This is a genomic window from Streptomyces sp. NPDC026589, assembly GCF_040638385.1.
Classification (GTDB): Bacteria; Actinomycetota; Actinomycetes; order Streptomycetales; family Streptomycetaceae; genus Streptomyces.
In genome coordinates this window covers 82,673-99,694 of record NZ_JBEZYG010000011.1, presented here as the reverse complement: position 1 = coordinate 99,694, position 17,022 = coordinate 82,673, and the positions used below count along the sequence as shown (strand labels likewise).

Sequence of the window (17,022 nt, the reverse complement as noted above, 5' to 3'; positions counted from 1 at the left end):
CAGTGCACTCAAGTTGCAAGGGACTTCTCGCGACATACGGGGCGATTTCGGGTGCGCCTCGATGGTCACGTGAAGAGCAATGCGGTTACTCATCCGCCGGGTGAAGAATGACCAGAAGATGCGCATGGGGTTGCAGGAGGCTTGATACGGAACCGGTCTGCTGTGACAGTTGGGAGCAGCTTAGGCCAAGGCCTCTCCGTCTGTCCGGCGAATGAGAACGTAGGCGGCCCGCGCCCGCGCGCCCTCGCGCCCGCGCCGCGAAGCCCGGCACGCTCTCACCGGAAGGCCGCGACAGGCTCCGTAAGGCAGGGGCCCGACGTGTTCGGATGTCACGGCGGGCCTGTCCGGACGTCACGGCCGCCCCCTTCGGGCGTTACGGCCGACTCGTCCGGGCGTTAGGGCCAACCCCTTCGGACACCACGGCGAACCCGTCCGGATGTCACGGTCCGGTACCCGAACGCTCCGAGAGGCCCTGCTCCTGCGACACGTTCATCACTACGGATTAGGCTGCCCCCTATGCCAAAGAAGCGCTCGGGCGGGGGTCTCACCACGACCCAGCAGGCCGCCAAGTTCCTCGGTGTCGCCGCGCTCTCCGGAGCTGTCCTGGCAGGCATCGCGCTGCCCGCAGCCGGAGCGCTGGGGCTCGCCGCCAAGGGGACGGTCGAAGGATTCGACGAGATCCCCTCCAACCTCAAGACTCCACCGCTCAGTCAGCGGACCACGATCCAGGACCGCGACGGCGGCACCATCGCCACGGTCTACTCCCGCGACCGCACGGTCGTCCCGCTCAAGGACATCTCGCCGTACATGCAGGACGCGATCATCGCGATCGAGGACTCCCGCTTCTACGAGCACGGCGCGGTCGACCTCAAGGGCATCCTCCGCGCGATGAACCGCAACGTGCAGGCGGGCGGGGCGGCGCAGGGCGCGTCGACCCTCACCCAGCAGTACGTGAAGAACGTCTTCGTCGAGGAGGCGGGCGACGACCCGGAGAAGGTCGCCGAGGCCACACAGCAGACGCTCGGCCGCAAGGTCCGCGAGCTGAAGTACGCGATCCAGGTCGAGGAGGAGCTCGGCAAGAAGAAGATCCTGGAGAACTACCTCAACATCACGTTCTTCGGCCAGCAGGCGTACGGCGTCGAGGCCGCCTCCCAGCGTTACTTCTCCAAGCACGCCAAGGACCTCAAGCTGGAGGAGGCCGCGCTGCTCGCCGGCCTCGTGCAGTCGCCGAGCCGCTACGACCCGGTCAACGACTCGGAGGAAGCGACCAAGCGCCGCAACATCGTGCTGGCACGGATGGCCGCGGTCAAGACCATCTCGCAGGCCGAGGCCGACAAGGCGATGAAGTCGCCCATCAAGCTGGAAGTCTCCCGGCCGAAGAACGGCTGCATCACCGCCGTCAGCGGCTCCGGCTTCTTCTGCGACTACGTCCGCAAGACGATCCTCACCGACCCCGCCTTCGGCAAGACCGACGAGGACCGGGCCAAGCTCTGGAACCTCGGCGGTCTGACCATCCGGACCACGCTGGACCCGCGCGCCCAGAAGGCCGCCAACGAGGCCGCCACCGCGAGGGTCAACAAGGACGACAAGTTCGCGGCGTCCGTGGTGCAGGTCCAGCCGGGCAGCGGCAAGATCCTCTCCATGGGCCAGTCCCGCCCGTACGGCCTGGACCAGAAGCAGAACGAGACCGTGCTCAACCTCGCCGTCAGCAACAAGATGGGCGGCAGCACGTACGGCTTCCAGACCGGCTCGACGTTCAAGCCGTTCACCGCGGCCGCGGCGCTGGAGAAGGGCATCAGCCCCGCGACGACGTTCTCGACGGACTGGAAGATGACGCTCAAGGAGCGGGACTTCCGGAACTGCACCGGCTCCCCGGCCGGTCACGCGGACTGGGCCCTGCAGAACGAGCTGGAGTCCGAAAAGGGCACCTGGGACATGACGAGCGCGCTCGGCAAGTCCATCAACACCTACTTCGCGCTGCTGGAGCAGAAGGCCGGCCTCTGCGAGACCGTGGAGATGGCCAAGAAGGTCGGCTACGAGCGCGGTGACGGCAAGAAGGTCGTCGAGAACCCGTCGATCACCCTCGGCAGTGAGGTGAGCACCCCGCTCTCCATGGCCGGCGCGTACGCCGCGTTCGCCAATCGGGGCACCTACTGCACGCCGATCGCCATCGAGTCCATCAAGGACCCGCAGGGCAAGAAGATCTCCGTGCCGAAGACGTCCTGCTCGCGGGCGATGAGCGAGAAGACCGCGGACACGATCAACCAGATGCTCAAGGGCGTCGTGGAGGACGGCACCGGTACGCAGGCCGGACTCAGCGACCGGGACAACGCGGGCAAGACCGGTACGACCAACGACCGCAAGGACGCCTGGTTCGTCGGGTACACGCCGAACCTCTCCACCGCGGTGTGGGTCGGTGACGACGTCGGCGAGAAGAGCTCGATGTTCGGTGTCACCATCGGCGGCCAGTACTACGACAAGGTCTGCGGCGGCTGCCTGCCCGGTCCGATCTGGCGCATCGCGATGACCGGAGCCCTGGACGCGGCGGAGACTCCCGGGTTCAACCCGGTCGCCGTCCCCCGGGGCAAGGAGAAGAAGGACAAGGAGAAGGAGAAGGGCGACCGGGATCGCGACCGCGACGACGAGGACCGCGACGACGCCAAGCCCGGCGACGACGGCAACCGGTTCCCCGGCATCGAACTCCCGGACGGCGTGATCGGCGGACCGGGCGGTGGCGGCGGCGGGCGAGGCCAGAACGGCCCCTGACCCATATCCGTATCCCTGTCTCCCGCACCCGTGCGGACAGAGAAAAGGGTGGGCGCCCCGGTCGAGGACCGGGGCGCCCACCCTTTTCTCTGTCTTCTCCGTCTTCTCCGTCTTCTCCGCGTGTGCCTCAGCCGGCGAGGAGCTTCTTCACCGCGGCGGCGACCCGGCCGCCCTCGGCGAGCCCGGCGACCTTCGGGTTGACGATCTTCATGACGGCACCCATCGCACGCGGCCCCTCGGCCCCGGCGGCCTTCGCCTCCTCGACGGCGGACGCCACGATCGCGTTCAGCTCGTCGTCGGAGAGCTGCTGGGGCAGATAGCCGTCGAGCAGCTCGCCCTCCGCCTTCTCCCGCTCGGCCTGCTCGGTCCGGCCGCCCTGGGCGAAGGCCTCGGCCGCCTCACGGCGCTTCTTCGCCTCCTTGGCGATCACCTTCTGCACCTCGTCGTCGGAGAGCTCGCGCGCCGACGTGCCGCTGACCTCTTCCTTGGTGATCGCGGTGAGGGTGAGCCGAAGGGTGGACGAGGTCAGCTCGTCACGCGCCTTCATGGCCGTGTGGAGGTCTTCCTTGAGCTTGGACTTGAGCGTGGTCATGCCGCGATTGTGACAGGTACGGGGCCGGAGCCGCCCACCGGTTTTCCGGCCGCCCCACCGGTTTTCCGCTCACGGTTCCGCTTCTGCGACCATGGGCACATGCGCGCACGCTACGGAGTACCCCTGAAAGTCACGGCAGTCGGCGCGGCGGTCGGCGCCGCCGGACTCGCCTATGCCGCCGGGTTCGAGGCCCGCTCGTTCCGCCTGCGACGGGTCACCGTTCCCGTACTCCCGCACGGGGCGCGTCCGTTGCGCGTGCTCCAGGTCTCCGACATCCACATGGTGAGCGGCCAGGGCAAGAAGCGCGCCTGGCTCCAGTCGCTCGCCGGCCTGCGCCCCGACTTCGTCGTGAACACCGGCGACAACCTCTCCGATCCGAAGGCCGTGCCCGAGGTGCTCGACGCGCTCGGCCCGCTGATGGAGTTCCCGGGGGTGTACGTCTTCGGCTCCAACGACTACTACGGCCCCAAGCTCCGCAACCCCGCGCGCTACCTCCTGGAGAAGGCCCGGGGCAAGCACGGCCTCAACGGCAACGCCCCCGCGGTCGGCGTCGTCCACAACCCGTGGGAGCCGATGCGTGACGCCTTCGACGAGGCGGGCTGGCTCAACCTGTCGAACACGCGGGGCCGTCTCAAGCTCGACGGCCTGGAGCTGGCGTTCACCGGTCTGGACGACCCGCACATCAAGCGGGACCGTTACGCCGAGGTCCAGGGCGGCCCTGTGAGCGGCGCCGACCTCTCCATCGGCGTGGTCCACGCCCCGTACCTGCGCTCCCTGGACGCCTTCACGGCCGATGGCTACCCCCTGATCCTGGCGGGCCACACGCACGGCGGACAGCTGTGCATCCCGTTCTACGGGGCGCTGGTCACCAACTGCGACCTGGACACCGACCGGGTCAAGGGCCTGTCCAGCCACACGGTCGGCGACCGGCGCGCCTACCTCCACGTCTCCGCGGGCTGCGGCACCAACCGCTACACCCCGGTCCGCTTCGCCTGCCCGCCCGAGGTCACCCTGCTGACGCTGACGCCGAAGGCCTGAGCGGGCGCGGAGCTGTGCCGGCCGGAGCACACGGGCCGGGCCGGAGCACACGGGGCGGGCCCACAGCGCGCGACGGACGCGGGGCGGGGGTCGGGGGTCGGACGGGACCAGGGCACGCGGGGCGGGGCCGGGGCGGGACCAGCGCACGCGGGGCGGGACCAGGGCACTGTCGCCGAGGCGTCCGAGCGAGGGGCACGCACGGTGGGCGGACGAATCGCGGGGGGCTTCCCACCCGCTTACGGTACGAATCATGACCCCGCCCCGGAGCACCCTGCTCCCCCGCCCCCGGGCGGCAGAGGTGCTCCCGGCCCCCGCAGCGCCCCGCCGCCCGTGGGCCACGGCCCTGCGCGCGACCGCGTGCGGGGCGGCGGCCACGGGCCCGGTCATCGCCCTGGCGACCGGCTACGCGTCACCGACGCTGATCCACTTCACGGTCCTGTCGAACCTCCTGGTCGCGGGCGCCTTCGGATGGTCGGCCGTACGTTCCTGGCGGGGCGGGCCACCGCTGTCGCCGAGACTGTCGGGCGGGGTGCTCCTGCTCGCCGCGGTCACCGCCCTGATGTACCACCTGGTGCTGGTGAACCACGGCGACTCCCCGCTGAGCACCTCCCGCGCCGGTCCGGGCCCGGGGGCCGACTGGTCCACCACCGCGAGCCTCCTGCTCCACACGGTGACCCCCTCGGCCGTCGCCGCGGACTGGCTCCTGCTGACCGCCCCCCGCACGCTGCGCCTGGCCCACATCCCCCTCTGGCTGTCCGCCCCCGCGGCCTACCTGGCCCTCGTCCTGACCCGCGGAGCCCTGCTCTCCCCCGACGCCGCGGCCCGCTACCCGTACCCGTTCCTCGACGTCGACACGTACGGCTACGCCGGGACCTTCACCCAGGCCCTCGCCCTCGGCCTCCTCTTCGCCGCCCTGGGCGTCCTGATCACCACCGCGGACCACCTCCGGCCGAACGTGGCGGGGCGGTTCCAGCACCGGAGAAACCGGATTTCGCCTCCGGCCGCCGGTGGGCTAAAGTAATCGATGTCGCCGGGAGTCCGGTGGACATCGGGGTGTAGCGCAGCTTGGCAGCGCGCTTCGTTCGGGACGAAGAGGTCGTGGGTTCAAATCCCGCCACCCCGACAGCTGAAACACCAGGTCAGGGGCCTGATCCACTTAGTGGATCAGGCCCCTGAGTGGTTTCCGGGGGCGTCTTGGGAGCCGTTTGGGAGCCGATCTCAGATTCCGGCTCCCAGCATTGAGCACACCGGACTGTCAGTGCCTGCCGCTACCGTCGCCGGGGACAGTTCTCCCTCGACCGTGAGCGGTGAGCAAGACATGGCAGATCGAGTGGCTGAGGGCGACGCAGACCCTCGCAAGGTGTTCGTGATCCACGGACGAAACGAACTCGCTCGCAAGGGGCTCTTCGAGTTTCTGCGGGCGATCGGCCTCGATCCGATCGAGTGGTCCGAGGCCATCCAGCTGACCGGCAAGGGCTCCCCGTACATCGGCGAGGTCTTGGACACGGCGTTCTCGAACGCGCAGGCGGTGGTCGTGCTCCAGACTCCTGACGATGTCACCTATCTCCACGAGAGCCTCACGTATGCCGGGGACCCCGAGTGCAGCCCGCAGATGCAGCCCCGGCCGAACGTTCTGTTCGAGGCAGGCATGGCCATGGGCCGTGACGAGAACCGCACCGTGATCGTGGAGCTTGGGCAGGTGAAGGTGTTCAGCGACATTCACGGCCGTCATGTGATCCGCCTCGACAACTCCACGAGGAAGCGGCAGGACCTCGCGACGCGTCTGCAGACTGCGGGGTGCGCTGTGCGGCTGACCGGTACGGACTGGCATGACGCTGGCGACCTCACTCCTCCTGTGTCGCCAGGTGGCGGGCTTCCGCTGGGAAGGAAGCTGCCGTCGTCGCAAGCAGCCGGTACCCCTCGGCTCAGTGCCCGCTACATCGACAACGGGTCGAGAAAGATGGGTGCGGTCGTGATCACCAACCACGGCCCAGGGGACGTCTACGACCTGGATGTGGAAGCCGAAGAGAAGAACGAGCTCGTCACCCGCAACCATGGCGAGTTCCCCGTTCCGAAGCTGCCCGCCGGGAAGTCCGTACGGGTGATGAGTGCTCGGTCCCTGGGGGTGCGATCGAACTCCTACTTCAACGTCGTCCTGACGGGCAAGACCGCCGATGGGGTGCCGATCAGGGTCGAAGAATTCGTGGACGGGGCGTGACGTGGAAATTCCGATGAGCCTGCCCCTGGACCACGACGGCTTCGTTCGTCGGGAGTGCCCCCACTGCATCAGTCAGTTCAAGTGGCATCACGGGCCGGCGAGTGAAGAGGCCGAGCAACAACCGTTGCCCACCACCTACTACTGCCCTCTTTGTGGGCAGTCGGCGGGGCCGGACTCGTGGTGGACGCAGGAGCAGATCAACTACGCCAGGGGCGTGATCGCTCCCGCCGCGGCCCGATTGGTAGAGGAAGGGCTGAAGAACGCGTTCAAGCCGACCCGCAGCAAGTACCTGAGGGTCGACGTCAAGGGCAGCATTGATACACGAGAGGCGCCTTCGCCGCTCACCGAACCCGACGACATGGTCATCGTGGCATCCCCCTGCCACTCATACGAGCCGGTAAAGGTCACCGAAGAGACGTCGGGCCCTTATCACTGCCTCGTATGCGGTCAAGCCTTCGCTGTCTGATCCCAGGCGATCGAAGCAGCGCTTATATCAGGTAAGCGGACGCGCTCACAAAGTGACCACATGAGCACGGGTGTCTCACATCATCCAGGAACCATCAGGCGGTCACAGAGCAGATCGAGCGGACGGAACAAGCAGGCCGCCCATCTCTAACCCGGCTCTAATTACGTAGCCTCGGCTCGAACCCTAAATCCAACGGGGTTGTGAAGGACGTATCGGTTGCCACGCTTCACGAGGCTTCCCGTAACAGCGACAGTGGAGCCGTGGTCATGAGCACGAGTGGCAAGAGAGTAGTCACTCTCGGTGAGATCCAGCCAGATTCTCCTTAGGCGGTCGTTATTTCCACCTTCGACGATTCCGGCGATACTGATTTCTCCCGCCCCGAGCGATCCCTCTCGATGCAGCCGTACTACGGCGCCCGCAACCGTGACATCCTCCTCCGGGGCGGCAGCCCTTAGTTCCTGTGCTGCTTCGCGGAGCACACTTACTTGATCGCGATTCAACCCGATGGGGCCCGCCGGCTCGACCGGGCGAGAAAGTGCCCACGAAAAGTCAATCCGGGCTTCACCGCTGCCTGGAGAAGAAAATCCGACTAGCGCCTCACACAGATTTGCATTCACACCCTTCTCGGCACGCTGTTTGAACGCATCAATTCCTACTCGTCGCTGAATGACATCGTCTGCTGCCGAAACCGCCGCGTTTGTAGCCTCTCGCAATTTAAGAGACACGCGGCGCTCGAACGGCTGGCTCAGCAGTCTCACCTGCGGATGGTCTACCTCGATCTCAGTCTGCCCAATTCGGGGCGGGACTGGGATGTAAACCGTGAGGATGTAGCTTCCCTCGAAAGTGGGGCCTAGCCGGACCGATCGCATAAAGTCCAATGCAGCAGCCGGTTTGCGTGCTGGTTGGACCAAGCGGATGCGGTCAGTACTCACTGCGACGGCACCAGACAGAACCCACTGCCGCAAACTCTCGAAGGCTTTGACGCCTTCATCAATAGGCGTCGTACCCGGCTCCCCGGTCGGATCAGTGCGTACGTACTGAACATCCGCGTCTGAAACCGAGATCTCGAGGGAGATTTGAGGTTCACTCCTACCTTCGGCCGTGGCGAGGGTGGAAAGAAGCCTTCGGATGTGCGAGGCATATCCGCGCATTTCGCGATACCGAGGCACGAAAACCTCATATGATTCATCGTGAGCCATCCACAACGTCCCGCCAGCTTCTTCGTGCGCTTCCCAACCACGCGAGGTCAGGTATAGCGAGATACGCTGCGGGTCGCTGGCTTGCGCGAAATGGAAACCGCCTACATCCGCAATCATGACGGAACCTTGCTTTCGGCGAGTTCTCCCTTTACGAGCTGGATCAAACTTTCTACTGTGAGGAGGTTGTCACGTGGCACGTGCACCGCTTTGCTTGCTTGAGTGTCCGGGTCAAGCGGTTCGCGATCCATTAAATCTACCCAGTAGATGGCGTGATGGAAGTTGCTCGAATTAGGACTGGAGGTGACGTATCTAGACTTCTCTGGTGGAGTGTGAGCCAGGAACAAATAACGACGAAGAGGCAGCTCTTGCCCCACCGTTCCGACGAGGTCATTGTAATTTTTTACGGGTATTGAATACGAGAAGCTGTCCTCCACGTATCTGGGGTTGCAGCACGATTTAACCTGAGCCTCAATCAGCGGATAACGCGTCGTGCCTACTTTTCCGGGGAAACCTATCTGAATATCTACGCCGTCAACATCAAGCTCCCGCTTACCGGGGTTGAGTCCCGCTGCGCAGGACAAAGCCCACACCAGTCCCTCAGCAAAGTGCCCCTGCCAGACCTCACTGTTTAGCCCCACTCGTTGCCCTCCCACCCTTGATCAGTCATCGTCAGGGGTGGCGGCCTGCGGCGCAATGGGGCGTAGGCCGCAGACTGGTGCGCGATCTCGCCATGCCGACTCCCCGCTGAGGAAGGTTGACTCCGCGGGCTAGACAGCGGTGGGGCCTTCTGCACTGATATTCCCTCTAGATCCACGCAGGAGCGCTCGCCCGAGGGGCATTCGGCGTACCCATGCTCGCCCCCCAGGGGGCTGTGGCCACAACCGCCCACCCGTCTATGGATCAGACGGTGCGCGCGGCCCCGTTCATCGTGCACCCTGCCCACGCCTCCCGCGCCCGCTAGCTTGCTCGTGAGTGTGCGGATTAGCCAAGACGGCCGTGAGGGATCCGCGTTGGGATGCAAACGACGGCACTGCGGTCCAGGTGTGGCACAAGAACCAAGGCGTGCCAAAACCACAGCAATGAACACCTATCGCGCTCCCTTGCGGCATCGCAGGGGCCGATCCATGGACGTCCGCAGGCCAACCCCTTACCCGCCGTTGGGCACACCAGTCCTCATGCGCCCCCTCACTTGGTTGCCTCCTCGTCGTAGTAGATTTTCTGGGCGATCGAACGCAGCAGGGGCACAGCCTCTTGGGCGACGCGGAAACCACTCGCCGAAACCGCGTCGAAATCGGGGTCATAGACAGCGACGAGCAACCTCTCGGCGTCTCCGACCGTGATGCCCTGCTCCTGGAGTCTCTTCGCAGCCGTCTTCACCGGCCGTGTGAATCCGCGGAGCATCCGCGTCTCCTCGTATCCGCCGATCTCGTACACAGTGGCACGACTGACGAATCCGTCGTTCTGAGCAGCGTCGAGCAAGGCATAGGCTTGCACATTCGCCTGGCCAAGAAGCAGATCTACGAGCGCTTCGAGCGCCTCTGCCGTCCACTCCTGCTCGGCGCTGACCTTCGACGTCTGCAGTTGCTCCAGGTCAAGGACGGAGGAGCTCTCCACCTCAAGTGCGAGCACTTGTCGAGCCTGTTCGAGTAGGCCGCTGGGTTGCAGCATGAAAAGACGGTGCCCGGTCCGGCGATGCATTTCCTGGACAAGTTCGGAACGAGGACGCGGGGGGATGCTTCCGTTTCTCTGCTTCCACCAATCCTCCTTGCTGTCCCCCGTCACGAACAACACATCGGTGCCCAGACGCACGGCTTCTATGAGTGTCTGCTCCCAGACGAGGTAGTCTCCCGCGGCCTGTTCATCAGGCTTGCTCTTGAAGTCCTCGTAGCCAGGCGGTTGTTCGGCCTGCCCCCGCCGCTTCGCCTCCTGCAACGCATTCGCATACTCCTGCGGGGCGAGAGGCGGACCAATCCGACCTTGGAGGATGGGATCCAGCCGCCCCAGTACGGGGTCGGCGTTCGTGTCGGTCGCGCCGGCGATCGCATCTTTGCCCGCTTGGCCCTCTATCAGTGACTGAAGAGTGAGGAGCACCTCGTTGAGTTGTTCGCGGTGCCCACTGATCGCACTGTTGATCTCCGCGTCGTCGCCAACATGTACCTGCTTCAACCACCGGTCAAGCGCGTCACTGGCAGACCGCCCGGCCTTGGTCAGAGCAGCGCCAACCTCCTGGGCACGGGCACTGTGGTGACCAAGAACTGAGTTCTGTTCGCGATTTCGCCAGAACTCGACAAGAACTTGATGCGGCACCCAGAGACGCTCGCGCAACCTATCCAAGACGGCCAGCAGATCGTCCCTTGTCCGCTGATTCGACCGGTACAAGGTCAGCAGCACGTTAGTGTCCACAACTACCAGCCCAGAGCTGAATAACCGCTGGTAGTCCTCCGTAGAAGGCGTTTGATACTCCGCGAACCCATCGAACATGCCCCGCGGTTTCAGCGACTCGTCCTCGCCCGCCGAACCTGCTGCAGTACCCGTAGTCATTGCCGCCCCTCCCCAGATCGGCGAGAGAGTCCGATCCACCGCCGATCCTTCCGCAACTGCGGCACGCCCGTCATGGGTATCGCAGGGTCGGCCTCCCTGGGTGGGGCTCAGCTGTGCAGGCCCATCCTCAACCCGCAGATGATGGAGCACAGGTAACCGTTGTGCCGGGCCCAGGGGCTAAGCGTCGACGAGGAACTGGTAGTCGGACGGCAGGTTCACCTTGAGTTGTTCGTGGAGCCGATCCCAGGCGGATTGGTCCGCGTAACGATTCTGGGCCGGTTCGAACATCGCCATGGTGCGCCAGGTAGCCAGTCAGGAGCTACCTCATTGCTATGTGCCTGGATCGGCTCGCACGGGCAGCCAGCGTCGCGTGGGCCGAACATTACGGATCAGGCTGGAGTGACGTCCTAGCCGATCAGATCGCGAGTCTCTGGTAGCAGGCTCTGTCCTGTAATCGGTCGTGACGAGCGGGTGGCGTGGCGCATCCCCCTGGCCCGAGATTCGGTGACACAACCCCTTGCGCGACTAGGGCCTGTCTTCAAAGGCTCCTGATGGGGCATCATATGACGCATGGTGCGGCGACATGAGCTCTCGGATGAAGAGTGGGACGTCCTGTCGGGGCTGCTTCCGCAGACGGAAACGGGGCGGCCTCGGCGGGACGACCGGGTGGTGCTGAACGGAATCGTGTGGAAGCTTCGGACTGGTTCGGCCTGGCGTGATGTGCCGGAGAGATACGGGTCCTGGCGGACGTTGTACACACGTTTCCGCAGGTGGGCGCTCGATGGCACGTTCACGCGGATGCTTGAGGCCGTCCAGGCTCAGAAGGATGCGGCGGGAGACGTCGACTGGCTGGTTTCCGTGGACTCCACGATCACCCGCGCTCATCAGCACGCGGCCGGCGCCCGTAAAAAGGGGCAGGTCCTGCAGAAGCGGCACACGCTCACGCCCTCGGACGATCCCGTGGCGGACTGACGACCAAGATTCACCTCGCCTGCGACGGCCGCGGCCGTCCGCTCGGCTTTGTCGTCACAGGCGGCAACATCAACGACTGCACGCAGTTCGAGCAGATCCTCGCGCAGATCAGGGTTCGCCGCCCAGGCCCAGGCCGACCGCGCAACCGGCCCGATCATCTCCTGGGCGACAAGGGATACAGCAGCCGAGGCATACGCAACTACCTGCGGAGACGCCGTATCCCGCACACCATCCCGGAACGCTCGGACCAGCAGGCGAACCGCCGCCGTCGTGGCAGCAACGGCGGCAGGCCACCCGCTTTCGACAAGGAGCGCTACAAACAGCGCAACGTCGTCGAGCGCTGCTTCAACGCGTTGAAGCAGTACCGGGCCATCGCCACCCGCTACGACAGAACCCGAGAATCCTACGAAGCAGCACTCACCATCGCGTCACTCCTGATGTGGATATGACCCTTTGAAGACAGGCCCTAGGGCCTGTATCTGGTCGTGATCAATCTGTGGGAGCACCCACGTCTCGTGGCGCGATCTGGTAGATCGTCTGTGTATGGCTTGGAGGGGGACACCCTCTGGAACGGACGGCGGGAACAGCAGTGGACGAGGCAACAGAAGACATTCGTAGGCTGGCGGCCGATGGTGCCGGTCTGCTTGCGATGATCGAGGCGCTCAGAGACAACGAGGGCTTCACTCTCACCCCGCTGCGTCTGCTGCTGGCCCTTGACAAGGCTTTCGGGATCCCGTGGACGGAAGCCCGGGACCTCCTCGTCCTCCTTGACCCGGACCTGCGTCCGATCGGCCCGGCCGGGGACGTGGAGAAGCGGTTCACGGCGCTGCTGCGGCGGTCGTGATGAATTGTGGGACTCGCCCACGTCCCGTGGCGTGATCTGGCAGATCGTTATGCATGCCGCGGGTGCAACTGACGGACAAGGCATGGGAGTTCATTGAGCCGTACCTGCCGATCGGCGCGTACGGCCCGTATCCCGAGCGGCTGCGGCAGCAGTTCGAGGGCGTGATCTGGCGCTTCAGGACAGGTGGGCAGTGGCGGGAGATGCCGACCGAGTTCGGTGCCTGGCCCACTGTCCACAACCGCTTTAGGCAGTGGCGGGACGCCGGCGTCTTCGAGGCCCTGCTGGAGGGTCTGATAGCGGAGGCTGCGAGGCGCGGTGAGGTGGACTTGTCGCTGGTCAGCGTGGATTCCACCACCGCCCGCGCCCATCACGACGCCGCCGGGATGCAGCTCGGCGAGGAGGTGCTCAGTGCCCTGGAGAAGGTCGCCGCCGAGGAGGGGAAGGCCCCGTCAAAGGGGGCGATGAGCAAGGACAAGACGGACGATCCGGCGGCAGCGATCCGGGTCGGCAAGAGCGACGCCACCGGCGAAGACGACACCGACTCCGACTGAAAGCGGCCCTGCTCGGGCGCTCGCGCGGCGGCCAGACCAGTAAGGTCCACATCGCCGCCGACCGCAAGTGCCGCCCGCTCGCGCTCATCCTGACCGCCGGACAGGACGCCGACAGCCCGCAGTTCATCCCCGTGCTGAAGAAGGTGCGCGTCCCCGGACCGGTCGGCCGCCCCCGCACCCGGCCGGACGCGGTCGCCGGTGACAAGGCGTACTCGTCCCGCGGCAACCGCGCCTACCTGCGACGACGCCAGATCAAGGCAGTCATCCCGGAGAAGAAGGACCAAGCCGCCCACCGGGTGAAGAAGGGCCGCAGAGGCGGTCGGCCCGTCGGTCATAACACCGCCCTCTACAAGGAGAGGAACACCGTCGAGCGCCTGATTAACAAGCTGAAAGCCTGGCGCGGCATCGCCACCCGCTACGACAAGACCCCGCAGAGCTACCTCGCCGGCCTGCACCTGCGCGCCTCCATGATCTGGATCAACGACCTCACGCGAATCAACCCTTGATCACGACCAGATACAGGCCCTAACCCCCTTCTGTGATAGCCGCGAGACCGCCAAGATAGAACCGCAGGTCAAAAGGGGGTTGCGCCGCTAACCCTCTGCTGATCCAAGGTATCCCCGCCTTCGGGCAGACCACACGACGACCGTGTGGCGAAAGGGCAAAGGATCAGTTCATGGCCAACCAACGCACCGACAACAGAACACCGGCGAGCAAGCGGCGGCCACCCTATGTGGAGATCCGTGTCGGCGGCTTCCGGCTCACCGTTCAACGCCTGCCCGCGCGGCTGTTGGCGACTCTCGGGCTCGTCATCATCACGTACCTGGTCGGCGGGCACCCCTGGATGCTTTGACCCGAGGGAGGTTGGCCCCGCGCACGCGTGAGCGCGGGGACATACTGGCGCGTGCCCCTCGGGCTTGACGGCGCCCCCGTCGTTTGAGCAGCAGGTGACGGGGGCGCCTGGGGTGACCAGTGCCGCGAGGAGGGGCCTCCCAACGACGCACGGCGCCTAAAGCCCAGTCATCGGTCCGAGCCGGCATCGGAGCCGACCGAAGTAGATCCGGGCCGACAGGCTTACGGCTCCCACCGTGCGATCAGAACGTCACCAGCAAGCCTTCGCACTCCACGGTCAGTGCCCTCTGTCACTCTGAGGCACCGCATACCGTCGTCGCTGGAGGAGAACGTGATCCCTGATCTCGGTCCGCTGGTCATCAGTCGCCGAAGCGGCGACGAGCCGATACGAGTCGACGGCGAGACCGTGGCCACCCTCGGTGACTTCTGGCGCTGGGCATGCTCCGACCTGGCCAACAACACCATGCGCGGTGTTCTGGCTGAGTACCTCGTCGCCACGGCACTGGGCGCTGCCGCCAGCACCAGAACCGAATGGGACACGGTCGACATCCGGACCGCCGAGCAGTGGCGAATCGAAGTGAAGTCGGCGGCCTACTTGCAGTCGTGGAGGCAGTCCAAACCATCCGAGATTTCCTTCTCCATCGCGCCGGCCACAGGTTGGGACGCGCAGACCGACGCGACATCGGACGACGTACTTCGCCGCTCGGACGTGTACGTATTCTGCCTGCTGCACCACCAGGACAAGCAGACCCTCGACCCTCTCGACCTTGGCCAGTGGACCTTCTACGTGCTGTCCACCCGAGTTCTGGACGACCGGTGTCCAGACCAGAAGACGATCAGGCTCTCCAGCCTCCAGCGACTACATCCTGTACGCACTGATTTCTCCGGCCTGAGCAAGGCAGTGGCCACCTGCGCTGACGATCGCAGTCAATGCCTCGAAGGTCCGCCCGCCACCTTGGCTCTGGGAGCCGTTTGGGAGCCAACCCGCTCGCCAAGCCCCTGCGGCACCACGCGAGACCCATCGGGACCACACCTCTGACCAGGGGAAACACCGTCTACGCAGGTAAGGTCAGGGATCGAACCTCATTCGGGACGAAGAGGTCGTGGGTTCAAATCCCGCCACCCTGACAGCTGAGTAGCAGGTCAGAGGGCCCAGTGTGCACGTTGCACTGGACCCTCCGATTTTTTGCCTGTCTCTCTGCGTGACCACCGCTCCGGGGGTGCCGGAGCGCCGAGAATGCTGTCCATGGCCGACCAGCCGGAAGATCTCTTCGAGCGGGGATGCCCCGGTCCGGCGAGATCGAGACGAACGACGGTCCCGGAAGAGGACCATCTGGTCGTACGGCTCGCCCTCCTTACCGCCGCACCTGAATCAGCGCGTGCGTACCACTGGTACGCCAGGCATCCCCGGACTGCTCGAGAGCGTCCAGTGTGCCCTCCTCCAGGCCGGCGACGACGTCGGATTTCAGGGTCCGGAGCGCCGCGACGGCCCCCGGAAAGTAGGTGGTGAGATCGGCGAAGGACGCCGTGGGATCCCACCACTGGTCTCCCACCAGGCGACGGTAGTTGAGGTCGCCCTTCAGGATGGTGAGCGCGGCGCTCTCGAACTCGCCGCGCAGGTCCTCGGGCATCTCCCCGTACGGCTGCGGGGCGCAGAAGAACGGGTGGGTGCGGACTTCCAGGTTTCCCGCCCCCATGGCCTTCCACAGCCGGCCGCCGATCCGGCCGGCGTCACCCGGCGCCTCGATGAGGCGACGGAGGCAGTCGACGACGTCGGCCGTCATGGCGTCGGAGACGTAGTAGGGATAGGGCTTGACGTGAAGCAGGACCCGGTCGGCCTGGCGGTGTTCGAGGAGATGGTCGATGAGGATCAGGTCGGGGATCAGCTCTCGACCCGCGTTGTCCGCCACCACGGCGACCGTGGTGGCGGATCCGACGGGCAGGAGCTGCCACAGCAGGGCGCTGTCATCGGCGACCAACCTGGGGGCGGCGGTGTCTCCGGCCTCCGGCTCCCCCGCCGCGACGCGGAAGCCGAGGTCCGCGCGGTTGCCCCAGAGCGAGGCGTGGAGCAGGGCCGTGGCCCGCTCCTCGGCCGGCACCTTCGCGAGCGGGTCCAGGGCGCGCAGCTCCTCTTCCACCGCTTCGCCTCCCAGTTCGGCCTTCTTGAACGGCGCGAACGGATCGACTCCCTGCCATGGGCCGGTGCCGAAGTACCCGACCGCACCAAGGAGCCTGCGGTAGAAGTAGCTCTCCGCCCACAGGAACGGAGCGTCGTACCAGGAGCGGCCGAAGTACTCCTTTCCCGAGGCCGCCCAGCGCCCGTGGTCGCGTTCCCCGGGGGCAAGCGGTTCGACAACGCCGTCGGTGATCTCGTCCAGCAGGGCGTCGAGGGCCTCGTGCTGGGGCCGGCCGTACGGGAAGGCGTCTCGCACCTGCTGGACAAGGGCAGGGTGGCGCTTGGCCAGCACACCCCAGGCGAACGAACCGGGCTCGTTGCTCAGGATGACCGGAGCATCCGACGCGGCGGCCGGCGCGGAGGAGCGGGCCGCCCCTTCGCCCGAGGCACGGGAGGTCTTCTCTGTCATGGTGTCCAAGCCCTTCGTCTCGTGCTCATGTTTCCGTGATCCCCAGGGCGCCGACGCCGGCCGCACTCCCCACCAGCACCTCGCCCGTCCCGCCTTGCCGGGGTGCTTCAGAGAAGCTCGGCCGAGGCGGCCGAAGCCCTGGAGGCAGCAGCCGAATGCGTCGTGGGGGACGCTCCACTTCTAGCCCACTAAAAGGACGTTTGGGTCCTCTCGAACGCTGCGGTCGCAGCTCTCGTAAGTGGCTGTCCATGCACGACCGCCACACCTCGGGTACTGGTCCGCGGGGAAGGAGCAGGCCGCAACCCTCACTTCGTCGCTGGGCCTGGTCCGAAGCAGGCACCAGACAGTACTGCGTGACGGCCAGAGCGCTCGCTCACCGGCTCACGAAGGGGCTCAGC

General features: G+C 65.8%; 14 protein-coding genes, 1 tRNA gene and 2 pseudogenes. 12 read left to right on the top strand and 5 right to left on the bottom strand.

The window, feature by feature from the left end; genetic code table 11:
* The first annotated feature begins 516 nt into the window (after positions 1 to 516).
* Positions 517 to 2,766, top strand: a complete 2,250-nt coding sequence (locus AB0F29_RS20280; RefSeq protein WP_361873843.1) for a transglycosylase domain-containing protein — start codon at positions 517 to 519, stop codon at positions 2,764 to 2,766.
* Between the two features lie 127 nt (positions 2,767 to 2,893).
* On the opposite strand, the gene AB0F29_RS20275 is transcribed toward AB0F29_RS20280, so the two are convergent.
* Complete coding sequence (locus tag AB0F29_RS20275; RefSeq protein ID WP_265600285.1) at positions 2,894 to 3,358, bottom strand: GatB/YqeY domain-containing protein; 465 nt, start codon at positions 3,356 to 3,358, stop codon at positions 2,894 to 2,896.
* Between the two features lie 99 nt (positions 3,359 to 3,457).
* Here AB0F29_RS20275 and AB0F29_RS20270 point away from each other — a divergent pair, with 99 nt between their 5' ends.
* The 5 genes from AB0F29_RS20270 (at position 3,458) to AB0F29_RS20250 (ending at position 7,080) form a co-directional block, all read left to right on the top strand.
* Positions 3,458 to 4,396: a metallophosphoesterase gene (locus tag AB0F29_RS20270; protein ID WP_361873840.1), complete on the top strand. Its 939-nt coding sequence runs from the start codon at positions 3,458 to 3,460 to the stop codon at positions 4,394 to 4,396.
* Between the two features lie 250 nt (positions 4,397 to 4,646).
* Positions 4,647 to 5,417: a Pr6Pr family membrane protein gene (locus AB0F29_RS20265; RefSeq protein ID WP_361873838.1), complete on the top strand. Its 771-nt coding sequence runs from the start codon at positions 4,647 to 4,649 to the stop codon at positions 5,415 to 5,417.
* 28 nt (positions 5,418 to 5,445) lie between these two features.
* Positions 5,446 to 5,519, top strand: a tRNA-Pro gene (locus AB0F29_RS20260).
* A 237-nt stretch (positions 5,520 to 5,756) separates the two neighbouring features.
* Positions 5,757 to 6,614, top strand: a complete 858-nt coding sequence (locus AB0F29_RS20255) for a nucleotide-binding protein (protein ID WP_361873836.1) — start codon at positions 5,757 to 5,759, stop codon at positions 6,612 to 6,614.
* A 13-nt stretch (positions 6,615 to 6,627) separates the two neighbouring features.
* Positions 6,628 to 7,080 carry a hypothetical protein gene (locus AB0F29_RS20250; RefSeq protein ID WP_361873834.1) on the top strand — a complete coding sequence of 151 codons (453 nt, stop codon included), beginning with the start codon at positions 6,628 to 6,630 and terminating at the stop codon, positions 7,078 to 7,080.
* Between the two features lie 161 nt (positions 7,081 to 7,241).
* Here the strand turns inward: AB0F29_RS20250 and AB0F29_RS20245 are convergent, their stop codons facing one another.
* The 3 genes from AB0F29_RS20245 to AB0F29_RS20235 form a co-directional block, all read right to left on the bottom strand.
* A complete protein-coding gene (locus tag AB0F29_RS20245) occupies positions 7,242 to 8,396 on the bottom strand; it encodes a hypothetical protein (RefSeq protein WP_361873832.1) in 1,155 nt (384 codons plus the stop codon).
* Complete coding sequence (locus AB0F29_RS20240; RefSeq protein WP_361873831.1) at positions 8,393 to 8,917, bottom strand: DUF4365 domain-containing protein; 525 nt, start codon at positions 8,915 to 8,917, stop codon at positions 8,393 to 8,395. The genes AB0F29_RS20245 and AB0F29_RS20240 overlap by 4 nt, the downstream gene beginning before the upstream one ends.
* A gap of 547 nt (positions 8,918 to 9,464) precedes the next feature.
* Positions 9,465 to 10,859, bottom strand: coding sequence for a PIN-like domain-containing protein (locus AB0F29_RS20235; RefSeq protein WP_361873829.1), 1,395 nt, complete (start codon positions 10,857 to 10,859; stop codon positions 9,465 to 9,467).
* A gap of 531 nt (positions 10,860 to 11,390) precedes the next feature.
* Between AB0F29_RS20235 and AB0F29_RS20230 the strand changes: the two genes are divergently transcribed.
* The 5 genes and pseudogenes from AB0F29_RS20230 to AB0F29_RS20210 all read left to right on the top strand — a co-directional run bounded on the left by AB0F29_RS20230 (position 11,391) and on the right by AB0F29_RS20210 (position 15,078).
* Positions 11,391 to 12,241, top strand: a protein-coding gene (locus AB0F29_RS20230; RefSeq protein WP_361873827.1) for an IS5 family transposase whose coding sequence is annotated in 2 segments (ribosomal slippage) — positions 11,391 to 11,742 and positions 11,742 to 12,241 — 852 coding nt in all. Because the reading frame shifts where the segments join, the coding sequence is not laid out codon by codon here.
* A 200-nt stretch (positions 12,242 to 12,441) separates the two neighbouring features.
* Positions 12,442 to 12,636, top strand: coding sequence for a hypothetical protein (locus tag AB0F29_RS20225; RefSeq protein WP_237521865.1), 195 nt, complete (start codon positions 12,442 to 12,444; stop codon positions 12,634 to 12,636).
* Between the two features lie 53 nt (positions 12,637 to 12,689).
* A pseudogene (locus tag AB0F29_RS20220) lies at positions 12,690 to 13,693 on the top strand (IS5 family transposase).
* Positions 13,694 to 13,863: 170 nt separating this feature from the next.
* Positions 13,864 to 14,040 (top strand): hypothetical protein, encoded by a 177-nt coding sequence (locus tag AB0F29_RS20215; protein WP_201104445.1) that lies wholly within the window; start codon positions 13,864 to 13,866, stop codon positions 14,038 to 14,040.
* 330 nt (positions 14,041 to 14,370) lie between these two features.
* The gene (locus tag AB0F29_RS20210) at positions 14,371 to 15,078 is read left to right on the top strand and encodes a hypothetical protein (RefSeq protein WP_361873824.1); all 708 of its coding nucleotides are present in this window, start codon (positions 14,371 to 14,373) and stop codon (positions 15,076 to 15,078) included.
* Between the two features lie 316 nt (positions 15,079 to 15,394).
* On the opposite strand, the gene AB0F29_RS20205 is transcribed toward AB0F29_RS20210, so the two are convergent.
* Positions 15,395 to 16,624, bottom strand: coding sequence for a damage-control phosphatase ARMT1 family protein (locus AB0F29_RS20205; RefSeq protein WP_361873822.1), 1,230 nt, complete (start codon positions 16,622 to 16,624; stop codon positions 15,395 to 15,397).
* Positions 16,625 to 16,723: 99 nt separating this feature from the next.
* On the opposite strand from AB0F29_RS20205, the pseudogene AB0F29_RS20200 reads away from it, so the two are divergent.
* A pseudogene (locus tag AB0F29_RS20200) lies at positions 16,724 to 16,816 on the top strand (DUF5635 domain-containing protein); the annotation flags it as partial.
* Between the last annotated feature and the right edge of the window lie 206 nt (positions 16,817 to 17,022).

What these genes read in the sequence shown, in the direction of transcription:
- AB0F29_RS20280 (WP_361873843.1), top strand. Translation starts at nt 517, where the DNA reads ATGCCAAAGAAGCGCTCGGGCGGGGGTCTCACCACGACCCAGCAGGCC.
- AB0F29_RS20225 (WP_237521865.1), top strand. Translation starts at nt 12,442, where the DNA reads ATGATCGAGGCGCTCAGAGACAACGAGGGCTTCACTCTCACCCCGCTG.
- AB0F29_RS20205 (WP_361873822.1), bottom strand. Translation starts at nt 16,624, where the DNA reads ATGACAGAGAAGACCTCCCGTGCCTCGGGCGAAGGGGCGGCCCGCTCC.
- AB0F29_RS20265 (WP_361873838.1), top strand. Translation starts at nt 4,647, where the DNA reads ATGACCCCGCCCCGGAGCACCCTGCTCCCCCGCCCCCGGGCGGCAGAG.
- AB0F29_RS20270 (WP_361873840.1), top strand. Translation starts at nt 3,458, where the DNA reads ATGCGCGCACGCTACGGAGTACCCCTGAAAGTCACGGCAGTCGGCGCG.
- AB0F29_RS20245 (WP_361873832.1), bottom strand. Translation starts at nt 8,396, where the DNA reads ATGATTGCGGATGTAGGCGGTTTCCATTTCGCGCAAGCCAGCGACCCG.
- AB0F29_RS20275 (WP_265600285.1), bottom strand. Translation starts at nt 3,358, where the DNA reads ATGACCACGCTCAAGTCCAAGCTCAAGGAAGACCTCCACACGGCCATG.
- AB0F29_RS20250 (WP_361873834.1), top strand. Translation starts at nt 6,628, where the DNA reads ATGAGCCTGCCCCTGGACCACGACGGCTTCGTTCGTCGGGAGTGCCCC.
- AB0F29_RS20215 (WP_201104445.1), top strand. Translation starts at nt 13,864, where the DNA reads ATGGCCAACCAACGCACCGACAACAGAACACCGGCGAGCAAGCGGCGG.